Here is an 18147-nt window from a genome sequence, read left to right as displayed (position 1 = left end):
CGCTCACAAGAGTTGCCCGTCTTTGAAGGCCAAGAGCGTGTCGCCGCACTGCTGAGGCACAGATCTGCGATGGAACTGCTGCAAGCCGGCGTCGACTGCTCCGTGATCGCACTGTGGCTCGGTCATGAATCGGTCGAGACGACGCAGACATACCTGCACGCCCACCTGGCCCTCAAGGAAGCTGCCCTGGCGAAGCTCAACCGTACGAGCGCGGCAAGCGAACCCGCTTCCAGCCGAACGACCGCCTACTCGCCTTCCTAAGGCACTCTGAACGACCAGACTATGCCGAATGGAATGGGGCTGCCCTGCACGCGATCGACGGTGCCAGCGCGTGACCATGGCGTGCCATACCAAATCCGTTCGGCATAGTTCGGCGGGCGGCATAAACCTGTAGCTTAATGGCGTCAGTGCAGAGCGCTGGCTCTCCGACGTCCTCGCGAAGCTTGTCAATGGTTGGCCTGCGTCACAACTGGATGAGCTGCTCCCCTGGGCATCGACTTACATGATGCATGCTCACGATCGAAGTTTGGCAGCATGAGCCTCAACACGACCGCTGTCCGGATCAGAGTGACCCTCAAGGACGTGAAACCGGAAGTGATGCGTCGCCTTCGTACCTGTCACCCTGCCCCTTGATCGGCTGCATTTGATGCTTCAGGCGGCATTTGGCTGGACAAATAGCCAGCTCTTCGAGTTCCATGCTGGCGAAGAGTCTTGGGGCATCCCTGACCCGACGGTGATTTTGGCCCCCAGCCTATAGATGCCCGCAAGACGCGGCTCTCCAATATCGTTCAAGAGACCGGCGCCAAAGACGATCCACTATCTCTATGACTTTGGCGACAGCTGGGATCATGTGATCAAGCTCGAAAAATGGTTCGACAACAGGACGACAGAGGGACTTCCCCTCCTGCTCGAGGCCGCCGGCCGCTGCCCTCCAGAGGATGTTAGAGGTGCGCCCGATGCCATCGGCGACCCTACCCATCCAGAACATGAAAATATGCGCCTCTGGAGGCCCGAACAGTTCGATCCCGACGTCGTCAACCGGGAGACGCTCGAGGGCGCCGTCAACGCATTGTCCGGAATTTGGAAGCCAAGACGGCACAAGTGCGATCAAAATAGGCGTCAAGCGCCAATCGAAAGGGCCGCAGCGCTACGCTTACGATGAGTCGATGCCGACTGGTGGCGGCTTTTTCGCTGCAACTTGGAGTTCGCAGCCACACACTTGGCTTCAGAACATGGGCGGTTCGATAGGGTTGGGATGCCTATGGCTACGAGCGCTGCGATCGCCTGCCCGAACGACCTCTGCTCAACTTTCAGGCGGATGGTAGCGCGCTGTACGCCATTCAGTCACTCTGGACACAGGCGCGTGAAGGCCTGAACATTACGACAGTGCTGTTTAACAATAGATCATATGCCTGTCTTCGAGATGAATTGGCCAACGTCGGGGCGCAGAATGTCGGGCGCAAGTGCTCGATCTCAGTCGGCCTGACATCGACTTCTTGAACTGGCCAGAGTGGGCGTGCCGGGGGCGCGGGTGACAATGATGGACAAATTCAATATCGAGGTGGCACGCGGACTTGCGACCCCTGGACCATATTTGGTCGAAGTGTTGGTCTGGAGTTTCCGTTGAATTCCACTGTATCATCGTGATTGGCTAAGTGCGGCGAGAGTGGTGTTGGCGATGCTCCCACACCTTCCTTGTAGCGCCGCTTCGCGCTGATCCTGCCGAACGCTGACGGAGTTCGCGCGCCTGGCCATCACTCGCTGGCGTCACGCGCTCATCCCTTCCATCATCTGTCGGTGAACTTGACGGCTGCGATATAGGACCATCTCCTTCCAGTCGGCTCTGTCCGGATAGTAGTGGTCCTTCATGCGCCTGCGGATATCGCGACCAAGTTCGCCGTCGATCTCAGTTTGGCGATACGCATAGAGCCAATGGTCAGCGCGCAAGACCGGCCTTGCGACCTCTGGAGGGTAGGTTCCGAACTCCAGGCAGACATAAACGTGGCGATCACCCAAGATCCGCTGCCAGTAATCATCCTGCGTGCCGTTGAGGACAAGAGCCGATGAGGTGCCCAGATCTGGCGATGTGACCGAATAGCCAAATATGTCCCGTGCTCGCTGATATCCGGACATGCCCGACGCCTGCTCGCACTGCAACTCGCCATAACCATACGGTCCTAGCCCGGTGTGGTAATCCACGATCATGATCAACCGGCGCGATCCGATGTTATAGTCCGACACGATCCGCTCTAGTGTCTCACGAGCTACTGTAGGGCCAAAACCGCCAAAGAACATTCCGGTTCGATGTCGGTACTGACCGGTGGTCCGCGCCTTTCGGTAGGCGAGCTCGCCGTAGGTCGAACGGTATTTTTCTATCGTTGCTTCGGCGGTCGCGAAAACAGGTCCTTCCAACGCACTTGGTACCAGACTATCGGCAAGTGCGTCGTATCCATCGTTTCGAGGGAGCGAAGCCGTGAAATCGATAAAATTCCTATTGAGGTCGCACCCTTCCTGCGTAACGCGTCGATCCCATGCGAACCCATATGGATTTAGGGCATGAATAAGCAAGATTGCTTCATCAGATTTGAGCCTTTCGTACCCCCGCTCGGCCAGCCAATCGAGCTGCGCAGCAGATCCACAATATCCTTCGGCGCCGTGCGTCGCTGATATCAGAATTCCGACTTTCGAAGCGCCTCGATCGCCGAACCACGCAACATCCGTCGAGAGTTCTTCTCCACCAGGTCCCCGGGCGCGGGAGAGGTATACGGCTGCTTCGCCCATCGCGGCGTCACGAACATAGTGCCTAAATTTTTGGCGAGCTTCGAAGTAGTTCGATGAGAAGTGCTTGTTCGCTGCTTGGACAATGGCATTAGTCATGGGCATTCCAATCATGGTTGAGAAGGGGCTGCTAGCCATCGCCATTCTGCGAACACTGAGCCGCGAGAGTCGCGTCGTTTAGAACTGCTCTGGATTCCTTTCTCGGATCAGAACCAAAGCTCTACCGGATTCAGTTCGCAGCTTTTCGGCGTTTAGGCCCTGAATGCGTTGGAATGAAAGCGCGCCGCCGGGGGCTTTCCCAACGGAAACTAGGAACCCGGGGGAACGCGTTCGGGTTCAGCCGAGACGCACTCTGCAAGCTGAACGCCGTCAGCTGAGCTGCAGCGCGATTCAGGCATCCAAGTCTGGAATTCCAACCAAATGCCCCGCAACTTGCAGAATTCTGTCACTGTGAAGCGCTTTTCGCAATATGAGCGCCATTGGAGATGCAATATAGTTGCTCTGCTAAAGCGCGGAAGGCACCCTTCCGTGGCAGTGCAATGCGCTGGTGCGGAGATTGTTGGAGACTAGGGTCGTCGACTATCTGCAGCGTCTCGGAACGGAGTCGCCGAGGCTTACTGTGGGTACGCGATTGGATTCGATTGCTCTAACCTTTGCATCGAAAGAGTGGTTACATGCCCATGGTGGCTGGCCGCCGACCAGGAAGGAGAACGACGATGACTGAGGCGCTCTATTTCAAGAGCGATGACATGGTGTTCGCGCAAGATCAAAGCGCGGCTAATGGCTCCGCAATGCTTTGCCAATTAGTCGGTCCAGGAATCAGCAAGACGATCCATGCCGGTGTGGTCATCTACGATGGCTGCTCGATCGAGCGCACGGTGAACTACGACGAGACCGCAGTCGTCCTTGGCGGAACATTTCGCATTCTCACCGGCGAAAACTATAGCCGCGTCATCGAAGCGAAGTTCGGGGACGTGATTTGGCTCACCAAAGGGACCCGTTTGAAGTACCAAGGGGACAATGCGAAGGTATTTTATGCTCGGCATCCAGTTGATTGGAGCACGGACAGCGCGGTTATCGCAGGAGAGAAGCCGATGAGCGATGTATACCACTTCAGAAGCACGGATATGATCTATTCACAGATGCAAATCTACTCGGGCGGCTACGCGTCCACATGTAGCCTCGTTACTCCGGAAATTAGCAAGTCGATCGGCGCCACGATTGCAACCTTCAACGGCAGCTCGGTCGACTGGACGACTGAGTATGATCAGATCTCGGTCGCGCTCGGTGGAATGATGCGGATTCGCACGGGCGCAAACTATAGTCGTACGATGGACGCAAGGTTGGGCGACGTGGTTTGGCTGCCGAAAGGGACGCCGCTGAAATACGAAGGCGAAAGAGGAATTATGTTCTTCGTCCCGTACCCGGTTGATTGGCGTCTGCGGAGCCAGCCGGTGAGGCCGAAGCCGTGGCCTGCGTCAGTGCGATGAACCGGTCAGCGCCCATAAGAACTCAGCGGGAATGACGTCTGGCATCCCATATTTCATTACGGCTCAAAGCTCTTCGGCGCACGATCCTGATTGCGGCGAGCTGCCCCTCCCTATGCTAGTTGCCCAAGCGCGGAAAACGACGGTCGAGCTATGAGTATGTCAGAGACAATAAAAATCCACACCGGAACAGACGACCTGCTTGCAGTGATCCGTGATCGAGTGGCCCTCATTACGCTCAATCGGCCACAGGCGCGCAACGCAATCTCCAAAGGTATGAAAGCGGCTTGGGTCGAATTGATCAAGCGCTTCGCTGATGACCAAACAGTGGGCGCCATTCTAATCACCGCCGCGGGGACCGCATTTTGCGCCGGGGGCGATGTAAAGGGCATGGGCGGAAGTACGGCGACAGCCGAAGCAACATTCGAACAGCGCGTAGCTGATTTGCGGGCGGACCAGCGAATGCTGATCGGTGACCTGTTCGCACTGCGAAAGCCGACGGTTGCGGCGCTTCCCGGGCCAGCTGCCGGCGCGGGCCTTGCGCTTGCTCTGGCCTGCGACATCCGCATCGCCGCAGAGTCGGCCATCCTGACGACCTCTTATGCGAGAGTCGCGTTGGCGGGAGATTGCGGTATAGCCTGGCTGCTGACACGACTGGTCGGAGTTTCCCGCGCGCGCGAACTGATGCTCCTGTCCGAACGCATCGATGCCCGGCGAGCCGAAACGATGGGTCTGCTCAATCGCGTGGTAGCCGACGCGGATTTGGCCGAATCTTCCTTTGCTCTTGCTGCTTCGCTCGCTGACGGACCTACTTTCGCGTTTAGCTGCATGAAGGACAATTTGGATCACGCCCTCAATTCTGGCCTTTTGCAGTCGATGGACCACGAGGCCGCGAACCTGATCAAGACAGAATTGACATCTGACCACAAGGAAGGCGTACGGGCGTTTGCGCAGAAGCAGAAGCCCGTGTTTCAGGGGCGTTGAGTTCGTTGCAGCGCCTTGCGACCAACCTTCGCAAGCGAAGCCCGATCAATGATCAGCCGACCCTCGTGCAAATTGCTGGCAGACTGCCGACACGAACATTCGGCTTCAACTGATTGCAGCATCTGGATGAGGCTCTGACGCAGGGCGGCGACCGGCGTCATCAACTCGTCGGCTACCTTTTTGGATGCTTTGATTGCGTCGTGAGCCACGATCGAACACCTCCCCAGCGCGAAAAAAGTCAATACTGCGGGTTTTACGCAGTTCTTCAGCTCTGGGACTTCCAATTCTGAGAGTTTTGGCGGGTCGGCCATAGGTATGTTCGCCAACACTGGATAGGCGCGTCGCGCACGCAACTAGTACCCCTGCACAGTGATTATGACCGGTTAGACTTGCGGTTCTAGCTCCGGCAGGCATTTGGGATCTACGAGCAATTCGATGCTGCGTGAGGTCGCCGGCTGGCGTCTGATGAAGCCTTGTCGTTCGAGCGTAAGCGTAGCGCCGCGGCCCTTTAGAATATCTGTGCGCAATCTTGGGAGCACCGTTAGAAGAGTCATCTTCTGCAAGGGTGCTCACAATGGACGACCATTCGGATGACATAAGACGACCATTGTCACCGCGTATCGAAGTGTACGCCGGCGCAGGCCGTAAGCAGTGGCCGGATGATTTGAAGGCCCGGATTGTCGCGGAAAGCCTTGAGCCGGGCGCGGTTGTAACAGATATCGCACGCCGGCATGGCTGCCGGCCACAGCAGGTGCCTGACTGGCGGCGCCGGGCGCGTTTAGGTCAACTGGTGCTGCCAGCTGCGGCGGGTGCACTGTCGTTTGTGCCGTTGGTGTCGGAATCGTCGCCATCGGCGGCTGCCGCGCCCTCCGGATCGCCGGAAGCAGCCGTTGTGACGGTTGAGCTCCAGGGGGCACGAGTTGAGGTGCGAGGGACGCCTGGACTTGCCGTGCTGAGTGATGTGTTTGTTGCGTTGCGCCGGACACGTTCATGCTGACGGCTTCCGCTGGCCTCATGATTTACGTTGCGACCCGACCTGCAGACTTCAGGAAGGGCGCGGATGGTCTGGCGCTGTTGGCGAAGGAGACGCTGGGCCACGATCCGATGAAGGGCGTGGCGGTGGTCTTCCGTGCGAAGCGCGCTGACCGGGTGAAGATCGTGGTCTGGGATGGTAGTGGCCTCGTGCTGTATTGGAAGCGGCTTGAGGGCAGCGCCTTCAAGTGGCCGCCGATCGTTGACGGCGTGATGCGAATGAACGCCGCGCAGTTGACCGCGCTTCTGGCCGGCATGGATTGGACACGCATGCATGCGCCTCGAATCCCGCAGCCGAAAGCGCTTGCGTAGGACAGAAAATCTTCGCTGCATCGGGGCGCGAAGCATGGCAGACTCGGGCCAATGAGTGATTTGCCTGATGAACTGCCGAACGATCCAGCCGAGTTGCGCGTCTTTGCCGCGGCTCTGCTGGATCGCTGCGCCAGGCTCGAGCGGTTGCTCAAGCTTGCAAAAGACGCGCAGTTCGGTCGATCGTCGGAAAAGCTTGACGGTGATCAGCTCCAGCTTGTCCTGGAGGATATCGATCAGGCTGTCGCGGCTCTCGAAGCAGCCGAGGACCGCGCCAATCCCAAAACACGCGAGAAGAGAGCTGCCGAGCGCAGGGCCAATCGTGGCAAGCTGCCGGAGCATTTGCCGCGCATCATCGAGACCGTGATGCCCGCTGCAACCTGCTGCCCGTGCTGCGCAGGCGACCTTTTTGAGATCGGTCACGGTGAGAGCCAGAGGCTGGACGTCGTACCGGCGCAGTATCGCGTTATCGTCACCCGCCGCCCCAAACTGGCCTGCCGCGCCTGTCACGGCGTCGTCCTCCAGCATGCTGCTCCCGAGCGATTGATCAGGGGAGGACTGCCGACCGAGCGGCTCGTCGCGCATGTGATCGATGCCAAGTATCATTGGCATTTGCCGCTTTACCGCCAGACGCAGATGCTGGCGACGCACGGAATTGCCATCGACCGTTCCACGCTCGCCTTCTGGGTCGGCTATGCGGCCCAGGAATTGAAGCCCTTGTGGCATCGTCTGCGCCAGCTTCTGCTCGCCTCTCCGAAGCTCTGTTTCGATGAGACCCCGGCGCCGGTGCTGGATCCCGGGCGCGGCAGGACCAAAACCGGCTACTTCTGGGCGCTGTCGCGCGATGACAGGCCTTGGGCCGGGCCTGATCCGCCTGGGGTGGTCTATGCCTATGCACCAGGCCGCGGCGCCGTCCATGGCTTGCGACTGCTCGAAGGCTATCGCGGCATCATCCACTGCGACGGCTATCAGGCTTACAAGACCATGATGCGAGAGACGCGTGCGGACGCGCTGTCCGGCACGCTCGCCTTCTGCTGGTCGCATCTCCGGCGCCAGTTTGTGAAGATCGAGCGCGAGGCTGCGCCGGCGCCGGCTCCGGTTGCACGCGAGGCCCTCGAGCGCATCGCCCAGCTCTACGCGGTCGAGAAAGCCCTCCGCGGCCGATCTGATGCCGAGCGTCGCGCGGGCCGACAGGCGCATGCCCGGCCTCTGGCTGCAGCCTTGAAGCAGTGGTTTGAGGCTATGCTTGATCACCTTGCGCAGAAGAGTGAGACGGCGAAAGCTTTACGCTATGCACTGCGTCATTGGGACGGCTTGACGCTCTACCTTGATGACGGGCGCATCGAAATGGACACCAACGCAGTCGAGCGTGCGATGCGGCCGATCAAGCTCAATGCCAAGAACGCCCTGTTCGCCGGGTGTGACGAGGGTGCTGAGAATTGGGCATTGCTGGCGTCGCTCATTGAGACCTGTAAGCTCAACGGCGTCAGCGCCGAGTATTGGCTTGCCGACGTTCTCGCAAAGCTCGTCAATGGCTGGCCGGCGGCACGGCTGGACGAACTGCTTCCCTGGGCATCCACCTATACGATGCATGCACAAGATCCGAGGCTTGCGGCATGAGCCTCAGCACGACCGCGGTCCGGATCAAGGTGACTCTCAAGGACGTGAAACCGGAGGTGATGCGATGCCTTGTCGTGCCGCTCACGCTGCGCCTTGATCGGCTGCATCTGACGCTTCAGGCGGCGTTTGGCTGGACGAATAGCCATCTCTTCGAGTTCTTCGCTGGTGAGGCACATTGGGGGATTCCCGACCCCGACAATGATTACGGCCACCAGCCCATGGATGCCCGTAAAGCGCGGCTTTGCGATATCGTTCGAGAGACTGGCGCCAAGACGATCCACTATCTCTATGACTTCGGCGACAGCTGGGACCATGTGATCAAGCTCGAAAAATGGTTCGACAACACCACGACGGAGGGCATGCCCTTCCTGCTCGAGGCCGCCGGTCGTTGTCCTCCGGAAGACGTCGGCGGTGCGCCAGGCTATGCCGAATACCTCGACGCCATCTGCGACCCTGCTCATCCGGAGCACGAACATATGCGCCGCTGGGGCCCTGAGCAGTTTGATCCCAACGTCGTCGACCGGAAGGCGCTCGAGGCCGCCGTCAACGCTTTGTCGGAAATATGGAAGCCGCGCCGGCGCACCACGCGTTCAAAATAGACGTCAAGCACCAATCAAATGGGCCTCAGAGCTACGCTTACGTTCGAGCGTCAGCACCATCTGGTGAGCCGAAGGCGGGCTGACGCGGAAGTATTTCTGCATGCCGGCTTCGGCGGGAGGCGGCGGTGGAGGCGCGTGTAGATGTCTGCGCAGGGTTCTAAGAGGCTTGAGGGGCAAAGATGCGGCCCCTTTTAGGACGTTTTTCTAGTGGATATTGATCTTTCGGAGGAGCAGAGGCTCCTTAAGGATGGCGTCGAGCGCTTGATGCGTGAGCATTACGGCTTTGAGGGTCGCCGCAAGTACCAGACGGAAAAGCTGGGATTCAGTGAGGCGATGTGGGCGCGCTATGCTGAGCTCGGGCTTCTTGGTCTCCTGCTTCCGGAGGCTCCTGGCCGGCTCGGCGCCGGGGCGGTCGAAACAATGATTGTCATGGAAGCGTTCGGCAAGGCGCTTATCCTCGAGCCATATTTCGCAACGGTGGTCCTTGCAGGCGGCGTCCTGCGGCAGGGAGCGAGCGAAGCCCAGAAGGCCAATCTCATCCCCGGCTATTGTGGAAGGTCGGACAAAGCTTGCCTTTGCCTAACCACAGTCACGCTATGATCTGTTCGATGTTGAAGCTCGGGCGAAGATGAACGGCGAAGGATGGGTGCTGAACGGCACTAGGTGTTTAGTCCCAAGTTTTGATGGTGCATTCTTATCGCACGATTCGAAGGATGCGCTATGGGGCAAGTTTTACACGGCTGCGCCACGACGACGGAAGCGGTCCGTCGAGCAATACAAAATAGTCAAGAGAGCCTGAGAACGCTCGCCAAGCGCTACGGGATCAACCAGAAGACTGTCGCGAAGTGGAGGGAGCGCGAGACCGTCGCCGATCTCCCGACAGGTCCCAAAGAAGCCAAATCGACCGTGCTTTCCCATTGAGGAGGAGGCGATCATCGTCGCTTTCCGGCGGCATACGCTATTGCCACTCGACGATTGCCTCTATGCGCTCCAGCCGACCATCCCGCATCTAACGCGATCATCCCTGCATCGCTGTCTCCAGCGCCACGGGATCAGCCGATTGCCGGAGGTCGGGGGCAGCAAGCCTCCAAAGAAAAAATTCAAGGGTTATCCGATCGGCTATTTCTACATCGACATTGCTGAGCTCCAGACCGCTGAAGGCAAGCTCTACCTCTATGTCGCTATCGATCGCACCAGCAAGTTCGCCTTCGTACAACTGGTCAGGAAGACGGGAAGGACCTCCGCCTCGACCTTCCTCGAAGCTCTGATCGCGGCTGTCCCCTACAAGATCCACACGGTTCTCACCGACAATGGGATCCAGTTCACGTTGCCCCCGCGCTACGCGGACGGCCCGACGGCAAGATACGTGACACACATGTTCGATATGCGCTGCCACGAGAATGGCATCGAACATCGGCTGACCAAGATCAAGCATCCCTGGACCAATGGCCAGGTCGAACGCATGAACCGCACGATCAAGGAAGCGACCGTCAAACGCTACCATTACGATCGACACGATCAGCTCGAAGCTCACCTTGACCACTTCATCAACGCCTACAACTACGCTCGGCGGCTGAAAACCCTGAAGGGCCTCACGCCTTACGAATACATCTGCGAATGCTGGACTTCCCAGCCAGAACGATTCAAACTCAATCCGCTCCACAAAATGCCGGGACTAAACACCCTAAAGGCTTAGCATTACAGTTGCTTTGTTTGCAGAGTTCTGAATCCATGGGCAACCATGATTCGAATGTCGTGGGCGCGGGCCGCGTCGGTTGAGGAGACGCTTGCGTTGTGGGCGGCGTCGCTTCGAGAGATCAAGCAACGGATACGTCCGTTTGTTCACGCAAGAGCGTGTTGCGACGAATGCAGGTCTGTTCCTGGAAGGTCTGCTCGGAGATGAGCAGCGCAAGACCGGTAGGATGCGCGCGGAGGCGGCTGGCGATCCCGGCCCATGGCGGCAGCAGGCGATTCTGGGTCGTGGAGATTGGGACGCGGATGCCCTGCGCGATATCGTGCACGACTATGTCATCGAGCATTTGGCGGATGACGATGCGGTGCTGGTGATCGACGAGACCGGCTTTCTCAAGCAGGGTAAGGCCTCGTGCGGAGTGGCGTGGCAATACACTGGTTCGGCAGGGAAGATCACGAACTGCCAGATCGGCGTCTTCGCTGCCTACGTTTCGCGTCATGGCCATGCGTTCATCGATCGCGCGTTGTATCTTCCGAAGGAATGGACCGATGATCCAGATCGTCTGGAAGCCACATATGTGCCTGCCGATGTCGGCTTTGCGACCAAACCAAAGCTTGCGACGAGAATGATCGCACGCGCGATAGCCGCGTCTGTACCATTCAAGTGGGTTGCCGGTGATACCGTCTACGGTGTTGGCAACATCGAACAGCAACTACGTCGGGCAGGCAAAGGCTACGTGCTTGGGGTCAGCAGCGCTCATGTGTTTCGATCCTGGGGCAAGCGACCGCCGGTCGCCGGTACGGCTGCAGACCTCGCCCGGACGCGGCGCTCATCCGCCTGGAAGCGCCTGTCGGCGGGAGCCGGAACCAAAGGACCGCGGCTGCACGATAGGGTTTATCTTGAATTGGCCGATCTCGAGGCCGAGCAGTTCAACAGCGCAAATGGTGGTTTATGGACGCGCGGTCTACTAATCCGTCGTCGCATCGCCGATGATGACCTCGCCTTCTTCACCACCTGGTGCCCAGCGGGAACATCCATTGAAACGCTGGTCGCGGTCGAAGGCCATCGATGGGCGATCGAGGACAGCTTTGAAACCGCGAAAAACGAGTTCGGGCTGGATCACAACGAGAGCAGGTCCTGGCATGGCTGGCATCGCCACGTGTCCCTGGTGATGCTCGCCTTCGCCATGATGGCGGCGATCCGCCATCGCGCCAATCCGCCACCGCCCAAAAAAACCAAACGCCGCCCCCCGGCAAAAGCCAAAGCACACCCACGCCGCCGCTGATCCGTTGGTCAATCCAGGAAATCCGCCGCATCGCCATCAGGCTTGCTCGAAAGCGGATCCAACCCGCGCATGTCATTGCATGGTCATTCTGGCGCAGAGCTCACCAGGCTGCCGCTCAGCGCGCGCATCTCAAATCAAAAAGACAACTGTAATGTTAGGGTCTGTACCTAATTAGCCAGTTCTGATTCCCTCGTGCTAAGTTGATTCGGCACGGGGGACTTCGATGCGCAAAGGACTGTTCTGGCTCAACGACAAGCAGTGGGCTCAGATAGAGCCGCATCTGCCAACAAACCAGACCGGCCCGGCGCGCGAAGACGATCGACGCATTATCAGCGGTATCATTCACATGCTCCAGTGCGGCGCACGCTGGCGCGATTGCCCGTCCGACTATGGCCCTTACACGACGATCTACAATCGGTTCAATCGCTGGGCTAAGCGCGGACATTGGCAGGCGATCTTTGAAGCGCTCGCCCGCTGCGGCAAGGACCGAGTGGCTTTGTCGATCGACTCCACCTCGATCATAGCGCATCGCTCGGCGAGCGGCGGAAAAGGGGGGAGTGTGAACAGGCGATCGGCCGCTCGCGCGGTGGGCGGACCACGAAAATCCACGCGCTGAGCGAGCCTGATTGCAAACCTTGCGCATTTCATCTCACTCCGGGACAAGCCGCAGACATTGCTGCAGGGCCGGCCCTTTTGAAGCTCGCGCCGCCCATGTCTTCCCTCATTGGGGACAAAGGCTACGATGGCGACGGCTTTCGCGCCGAAATCGTCAATCGCGGCGCGAAACCCGTCATTCCAAACAAATCCAACCGGGTAACCCTCCACAGCTTCAGCAAGCGCCTCTATAAAGGGCGCAATGTTATCGAGCGCTGTTTCTGCCGGCTCAAGGATTTCAGGCGTGTTGCTACTCGCTACGACAAACTTGCCAGAAACTTCTTGGCCGCCGTCCACCTCGCCGCTCTCGTCGCTCATTGGATCAATTGAGTCTGAACCCTAGCATTACAGTTGCTTTTTTGATTTGAAGTGGGCGCGTTGAGCGGCAGCCTGGTGAGCTCTGCGCCAGAAGGACCATGCGATGATGTGTGCGGGTTGAATCCGCTTCCGCGCAAGTCTGATAGCAATGCGGCGGATTTCCTGGATTGACCAACGGATCAGTGGTGGGGTGGTTATGTTTTGGCTTTTGCCGGGGGGCGCCGTTTCGTTTTTTTGGGCGGTGGCGGATTAGCGCGATGTCGGATCGCGGCCATCATGGCGAAGGCGAGCATCACCAAGGACACATGACGGTGCCAGCCATGCCAGGATCTGCTCTCGTTGTGATCGAGCCCGAACTCGTTTTTCGCCGTTTCAAAGCTGTCCTCGATCGCCCATCGATGGCCTTCGACCGCGACCAGCGTTTCAATGGCTGTTCCCGCTGGGCACCAGGTGGTGAAGAAGGCGAGGTCATCATCGGCAATGCGACGACGGATCAGTAGACCGCGTGTCCACAAACCGTCATTTGCACTGTTGGACTGCTCGGCCTCGAGATCCGCCAATTCGAGATAACACCAATCGTGCAGCCGCGGTCCTTTGGTTCCGGCTCCCGCCGACAGGCGCTTCCAGTCGGATGAGCGCCGCGTCCGGGCGAGGTCTGCAGCCGTACCGGCGACCGGCGGTCGCTTGCCCCAGGATCGAAACACATGAGCGCTGCTGACCCCAAGCACGTAGCCTTTGCCTGCCCGACGTAGTTGCTGTTCGATGTTGCCAACACCGTAGACGGTATCACCGGCAACCCACTTGAATGGTACAGACCCGGCTATCGCGCGTGCGATCATTCTCGTCGCAAGCTTTGGTTTGGTCGCAAAGCCGACATCGGCAGGCACATATGTGGCTTCCAGACGATCTGGATCGTCGGTCCATTCCTTCGGAAGATACAACGCGCGATCGATGAACGCATGGCCATGACGCGAAACGTAGGCAGCGAAGACGCCGATCTGGCAGTTCGTGATCTTTCCTGCCGAACCAGTGTATTGCCGCGCCACTCCGCATGACGCTTTGCCCTGTTTGAGAAAACCGGTCTCGTCGATCACGAGCACCGCATCGTCATCCGCCAAATGCTCGATGACATAGTCGTGCACGATATCGCGCAGGGCATCAGCGTCCCAGTCTCCACGACCCAGAATCGCCTGCTGCCGCCATGGGCCGGGATCGCCAGCCGCCTCCGCGCGCATCCAACCGGTCTTGCGCTGCTCATCTCCGAGCAGACCTTCCAGGAACAGACCTGCATTCGTCGCAACACGCTCTTGCGTGAACAACGGACGTATCCGTTGCTTGATCTCTCGAAGCGACGCCGCCCACAACGCAAGCGTCGCCTCAACCGACGCGGCCCGCGCCCACGACATTCGAATCATGGTTGCCCATGGATTCAGAAGCCCGCAACAAAAGCAACTGTAATGCTAGCCTAGCACTACTTTGGCAGATTGTTGATTTTGCCGCGATTTATAGGATTCCCGAATCAATTTTTCAATGATTCATGGGTGGTCGGCTCTTGGAGGGCTGACCATGCCGGGATGGGAAGACGAACTCGAACGCTGGCTGATGCCGTTCTTGGACCGGCTGGGTCATAAGACCCGACAGCGGATGTGTCCTCTATATGTTGCGGGATTGATCGGTCCTGGCGATCGCAAGAGCGTTCAGCCGATGGCGGAACGCCTTGCCGCGAGCAACTACGACCAGTTGCACCACTTCATTGCGGACGGCGTCTGGAACGCGACGCCGCTGGAGACAGAGCTGCTCAACCAGGCGGACCGACTTGTCGGCGGCAGCGATGCGGTGCTGGTTATTGATGACACCTCACTGCCGAAAAAGGGTGAGCGATCGGTCGGTGTTGCGGCTCAATACGCGTCGGCTCTCGGTAAAACGGCAAATTGCCAAACGCTGGTGTCTTTAACGCTTGCGCGCGGCGAAGTGCCCGTGATGGTCGCGTTACGTCTCTTTCTGCCTGACAGCTGGACAAGTGACATGCCTCGCTTGAAGCGCGCTCGCGTGCCAGTCGAACACCGAACGCCGCGGTCCAAGCCGGAGATCGCTTTGGCCGAGATTGACCGCGCGATGGCAGCCAAGGTGCGCTTTGGATGTGTGCTGGCGGATGCAGGATACGGCCTCAGCGCGCCGTTTCGACAAGGGCTAACAGAGCGCGGGCTGGCCTGGGCGGTCGGTATCCCTCGGCACCAGAAAGTGTATCCGGTCGATGTGAAGCTCATTTGGCCGATCACCAAAGCCCGTAGCAAACCACGAAAGCACCACGTGCCCGATATCTTATCGATTGCGGCAGAACAAATGCTGGCCAGCGCCAAATGGAAAACCGTGAGTTGGCGCAGCGGGACGAAAGGTCGGCTAAAAGCCCGATTTGCTGCTCTCCGTGTCCGGACCGCCGACGGCCCTCCGCAGCGGATATGGGATAAAGGTCAGCAGCATCTCCCAGGCGACGAAGCTTGGCTCATTGGCGAGCAACGTGCCTCTGGGGAGAAGAAATACTATCTCGCCAATCTTCCGGCGGCGACGGATCTGCGCACACTGGCCGCCACCATCAAGGCACGGTGGATTTGTGAGCAGGCGCATCAGCAGTTGAAGGAGGAGCTTGGACTTGATCACTTCGAAGGGCGATCATGGCAAGGTCTGCATCGCCACGCCCTGATGACAATGATTGCCTACGCCTTCCTGCAACATCATCGCCTCGCATACGCGGGGCGGAAAAAAAAGAATCAACGGGCCTCCGCCTCAACCAACCATGCCCGCCGTACGTCACGCCATCGTCGATCTCATCCTTCGGCCGCCGTCTCAGCAGTGCCCATATTGCCGATTTTGTTGCAAAAGTTGGCTGCAATGGATTTGGCCGCTGGGCCTTTTGTTAAGCCGCGCTTTGAAGCGCTGGCCCTGACGCATTTTACGCAACTTTGACGCTACGTTACGCGATGCGCAGAACCTGAGCCGGCGGCGGTCGTGCGACCAGCGATGCAAACCGCCTCAGATTCTGAGCGATGGCGGCTAGAACAAACTCATCCTGGGCACCTTGCGGGCCTCGCAATCGGAGCCGACCAAGCTTCAGGATGCGCTTCAAGTGTGCGAACCTCATCTCGATCTTCTTGCGCTGACGCCGAGAGAGCTCGAAGCCCTCGGTGCCAGCGAACGACCGGGCAACGTCTCGGGCATGCTCATGGATATCGCGCGGGATCTTGCGTGATGGTTCCTTTGGGCAGCACTGCGGTTTGAGCGGGCATACATCGCAGTCGAGCTTGCTGGCACGATACAGAAGGGTCTTGCCCTCGTGCACGGTACCGCTCGTCCCAAGCCGCTTACCACCCGGGCAGTGGTAAACGTCCCCGGTTGGGTCATATCGAAAGTCGCTCCGCGAGAAGGTGCCATCATCCCGCTTCGACTTATCGAACACAGGGATATGCGGCGCGATGCCCTTCTCCTCGACCAGCCAGTTCAGCATCGGAGCCGCTCCGTAAGCGGTATCCCCGACAAGTCGCTCTGGCTTGAGACCAAAGCGCTCCTCGGTTCGTTCGATCATGGTTTTTGCTGCACCGACCTCGGCCTGGCGAATGGCGCGGGAGGCCTCGACATCCACGATGACGCCGAACTTCACGTCGATGAGATAGTTGTCGGAGTACGCGAAGAATGCCGGCCCCTTGTGAGCGCCGGTCCACTGCGCTGCCGGATCGGATGGCGAGACAAACTTCGGGATGACATCGCTGGCGGCGCCCCACGCCGGATCGTCGAGGGTTGCCAAATACTCCTTCACCGCGCGGCTAGACCTGGCCGGATCGCGATCCCTGCGCCAATCCTGACCCGCGATCGAGCGCTGCTTGTTCGCGTCGGCCGCAATCAGGCTCGCATCGACTGCAAATCCTTCGCCGCCAACCAGACCGGCGGCAATGCATGTCTCGACCGTCCGTTCGAACACGCGGCGGAGAACATCTCCATCGCGGAAGCGCTCGTTGCGGGCGCGCGAGAACGCCGAATGATCCGGGACAGCGTCCTCGATACCGAGCTTGCAGAACCAGCGATAGGCGAGGTTCACCTGCACTTCACGACAGATCAGCCGTTCCGAGCGGATCCCAAAGACATACCCCACGACCAGCATCCGGATCATCAGTTCCGGATCAATCGATGGGCGCCCCATCGACGAATAGTGAGATGCTAGTTCACCGCGAAGCCAGGACAGATCGAGAGCAGCATCGATCTTCCGCACCAGATGATCTTCGGGTATCGCGTCGCCAAGACGAAACTCGTAGAACAGTTGACCTTGGTCACTCTTCAGACGGCCCATCATGGATCGACCTCGCCGAGATTCGCGTCAACACAACGGAATCACGGTTCGTGACTTGTCTCAACCGACTTTTGCAACAAAATCTGCCGAAAGCAAATCCTTGAAAAACAGTGGCGCAAACACATTCTGCCAAAGTAGTGCTAGTCCTCCACGGCGACGCCGCAGACAAGATCATAGTGTCGGCGCGAACTGCGGGGAGCGCACGAGAAAAGGAAGGTATCGGCCATTTCCTGGTCGATGCTCATGCGCCGGGTCTTATGCGTCGCGCCTATCCCACACAGGACAGGCTGCGCACCGCCGAAATCACGCTTTAAGGATGTACGAATTGCTCCCGCTGACGTTATCGGCGACGGCAGGCGCTTTCCCGATTATCTCGCGAGTTGCGGACGAAGCCGTTGCAGGCTTGTGCGCTGAGGCCGTCGGCTGCTTCGCTGAAATGCATGCCATCACCGTCGATTACTTGAAGACGCGCAAGCAATTCGGCACGACAATCGGCTCCTTCCAAGTGCTTCAGCACCGCGCGGTCGACATGTTCGTCGAATTGGAACAGTCGCGTTCCATGGCGATGTACGCCACCATGATGGCAGGAGAAAGTGATGTGACCGAGCGTGAGCGGGCGATCTCGGCGGCAAAAGCGCAGATCGGGCAGTCATCGAAAACGCTCGGACGCCAAGCTATCCAGCTCCACGGCGGCATCGGTATAACCATGGAAGACAGCATAGGCCACTACTTTAAACATGTGACGATAATCGACGCGTCGTTCGGCGATACCGACCACCATTTTCAGCGGCTCGCCTCGCTCGGAGGACTTTTCGGCGAGCAAGCAATTCAACGGTAGGACCGGGTCCTCGTCCAAACCAGGCGCCAGCGTTTCGCAAGACCACAAACGAGGGTTGAAGATGCAAGTTGATCGTGTACAGCGACAGGACGCCGTTCACCAGGGAGCGGCGGGAAGGATCAGCCAGCTTTTTCGGCCGGGGTCGGTCGCCGTTGTAGGCGTCTCCCAGGACAAAAGCATCGCAACAGAAATCTCACGACCATCAAGAAAT

General features: G+C 58.8%; 16 protein-coding genes and 3 pseudogenes. 15 read left to right on the top strand and 4 right to left on the bottom strand.

Annotation, left to right across the window (positions count from 1 at the left end; all coding sequences use genetic code 11):
• Positions 1 to 19 precede the first annotated feature (19 nt).
• From IVB07_RS32365 to IVB07_RS32355, 3 genes and pseudogenes are all read left to right on the top strand, one after another.
• Positions 20 to 260: pseudogene (locus IVB07_RS32365) on the top strand (tyrosine-type recombinase/integrase); the annotation flags it as partial.
• Between the two features lie 386 nt (positions 261 to 646).
• Positions 647 to 1162 (top strand): annotated as a pseudogene (locus tag IVB07_RS32360) (plasmid pRiA4b ORF-3 family protein).
• 122 nt (positions 1163 to 1284) lie between these two features.
• Positions 1285 to 1500, top strand: coding sequence for a thiamine pyrophosphate-dependent enzyme (locus IVB07_RS32355; protein ID WP_346659461.1), 216 nt, complete (start codon positions 1285 to 1287; stop codon positions 1498 to 1500).
• A gap of 267 nt (positions 1501 to 1767) precedes the next feature.
• On the opposite strand, the gene IVB07_RS32350 is transcribed toward IVB07_RS32355, so the two are convergent.
• Positions 1768 to 2877: a DUF2817 domain-containing protein gene (locus IVB07_RS32350; protein ID WP_247767086.1), complete on the bottom strand. Its 1110-nt coding sequence runs from the start codon at positions 2875 to 2877 to the stop codon at positions 1768 to 1770.
• 617 nt (positions 2878 to 3494) lie between these two features.
• Here IVB07_RS32350 and IVB07_RS32345 point away from each other — a divergent pair.
• Both IVB07_RS32345 and IVB07_RS32340 read left to right on the top strand, forming a co-directional pair.
• A complete protein-coding gene (locus IVB07_RS32345; protein ID WP_247767084.1) occupies positions 3495 to 4268 on the top strand; it encodes a hypothetical protein in 774 nt (257 codons plus the stop codon).
• Between the two features lie 156 nt (positions 4269 to 4424).
• Positions 4425 to 5249, top strand: a complete 825-nt coding sequence (locus tag IVB07_RS32340) for an enoyl-CoA hydratase-related protein (RefSeq protein ID WP_247767082.1) — start codon at positions 4425 to 4427, stop codon at positions 5247 to 5249.
• On the opposite strand, the gene IVB07_RS32335 is transcribed toward IVB07_RS32340, so the two are convergent.
• A complete protein-coding gene (locus tag IVB07_RS32335) occupies positions 5237 to 5560 on the bottom strand; it encodes a hypothetical protein (protein ID WP_247767075.1) in 324 nt (107 codons plus the stop codon). The two genes, IVB07_RS32340 and IVB07_RS32335, sit on opposite strands and share 13 nt — an antisense overlap.
• Positions 5561 to 5823: 263 nt before the next feature.
• On the opposite strand from IVB07_RS32335, the gene IVB07_RS32330 reads away from it, so the two are divergent.
• The 8 genes and pseudogenes from IVB07_RS32330 (at position 5824) to IVB07_RS32295 (ending at position 12771) form a co-directional block, all read left to right on the top strand.
• Complete coding sequence (locus tag IVB07_RS32330; protein WP_346659447.1) at positions 5824 to 6246, top strand: transposase; 423 nt, start codon at positions 5824 to 5826, stop codon at positions 6244 to 6246.
• Complete coding sequence (gene tnpB, locus IVB07_RS32325; protein ID WP_247767073.1) at positions 6240 to 6593, top strand: IS66 family insertion sequence element accessory protein TnpB; 354 nt, start codon at positions 6240 to 6242, stop codon at positions 6591 to 6593. Before IVB07_RS32330 ends, tnpB begins: the two co-directional genes overlap by 7 nt.
• Before the next feature lie 51 nt (positions 6594 to 6644).
• Complete coding sequence (locus IVB07_RS32320; protein ID WP_247767071.1) at positions 6645 to 8210, top strand: IS66 family transposase; 1566 nt, start codon at positions 6645 to 6647, stop codon at positions 8208 to 8210.
• The gene (locus tag IVB07_RS32315; protein WP_256470632.1) at positions 8207 to 8809 is read left to right on the top strand and encodes a plasmid pRiA4b ORF-3 family protein; all 603 of its coding nucleotides are present in this window, start codon (positions 8207 to 8209) and stop codon (positions 8807 to 8809) included. Before IVB07_RS32320 ends, IVB07_RS32315 begins: the two co-directional genes overlap by 4 nt.
• Positions 8810 to 9016: 207 nt before the next feature.
• The gene (locus IVB07_RS32310; protein WP_247767048.1) at positions 9017 to 9409 is read left to right on the top strand and encodes an acyl-CoA dehydrogenase family protein; all 393 of its coding nucleotides are present in this window, start codon (positions 9017 to 9019) and stop codon (positions 9407 to 9409) included.
• Positions 9410 to 9644: 235 nt separating this feature from the next.
• Positions 9645 to 10505, top strand: coding sequence for an IS481 family transposase (locus tag IVB07_RS32305; RefSeq protein ID WP_346659460.1), 861 nt, complete (start codon positions 9645 to 9647; stop codon positions 10503 to 10505).
• 45 nt (positions 10506 to 10550) lie between these two features.
• Positions 10551 to 11787: pseudogene (locus tag IVB07_RS32300) on the top strand (IS701 family transposase).
• A gap of 223 nt (positions 11788 to 12010) precedes the next feature.
• A protein-coding gene (locus IVB07_RS32295; protein WP_247767042.1) for an IS5 family transposase occupies positions 12011 to 12771 on the top strand; the annotation gives its coding sequence in 2 pieces (ribosomal slippage) (positions 12011 to 12347 and positions 12347 to 12771; 762 coding nt in all).
• Between the two features lie 182 nt (positions 12772 to 12953).
• On the opposite strand, the gene IVB07_RS32290 is transcribed toward IVB07_RS32295, so the two are convergent.
• Complete coding sequence (locus tag IVB07_RS32290; protein WP_247285483.1) at positions 12954 to 14174, bottom strand: IS701 family transposase; 1221 nt, start codon at positions 14172 to 14174, stop codon at positions 12954 to 12956.
• 115 nt (positions 14175 to 14289) lie between these two features.
• Here IVB07_RS32290 and IVB07_RS32285 point away from each other — a divergent pair, with 115 nt between their 5' ends.
• Positions 14290 to 15723: an IS701 family transposase gene (locus IVB07_RS32285; RefSeq protein ID WP_247767040.1), complete on the top strand. Its 1434-nt coding sequence runs from the start codon at positions 14290 to 14292 to the stop codon at positions 15721 to 15723.
• Positions 15724 to 15730: 7 nt separating this feature from the next.
• On the opposite strand, the gene IVB07_RS32280 is transcribed toward IVB07_RS32285, so the two are convergent.
• Positions 15731 to 17101 (bottom strand): transposase, encoded by a 1371-nt coding sequence (locus IVB07_RS32280; RefSeq protein ID WP_247767038.1) that lies wholly within the window; start codon positions 17099 to 17101, stop codon positions 15731 to 15733.
• 313 nt (positions 17102 to 17414) lie between these two features.
• On the opposite strand from IVB07_RS32280, the gene IVB07_RS32275 reads away from it, so the two are divergent.
• On the top strand, positions 17415 to 17936 hold the full coding sequence (locus tag IVB07_RS32275; RefSeq protein ID WP_247767037.1) for an acyl-CoA dehydrogenase family protein: 522 nt from the start codon (positions 17415 to 17417) through the stop codon (positions 17934 to 17936).
• Positions 17937 to 18147 lie beyond the last annotated feature (211 nt).

Origin of the sequence: Bradyrhizobium sp. 172 (genome assembly GCF_023101065.1) — a bacterium.
In the GTDB taxonomy this organism is placed as follows: domain Bacteria; phylum Pseudomonadota; class Alphaproteobacteria; order Rhizobiales; family Xanthobacteraceae; genus Bradyrhizobium; species Bradyrhizobium canariense_D.
The sequence above is the reverse complement of the archived record's forward strand: the minus strand, read 5'-3'. Positions and strand labels throughout refer to the sequence as shown.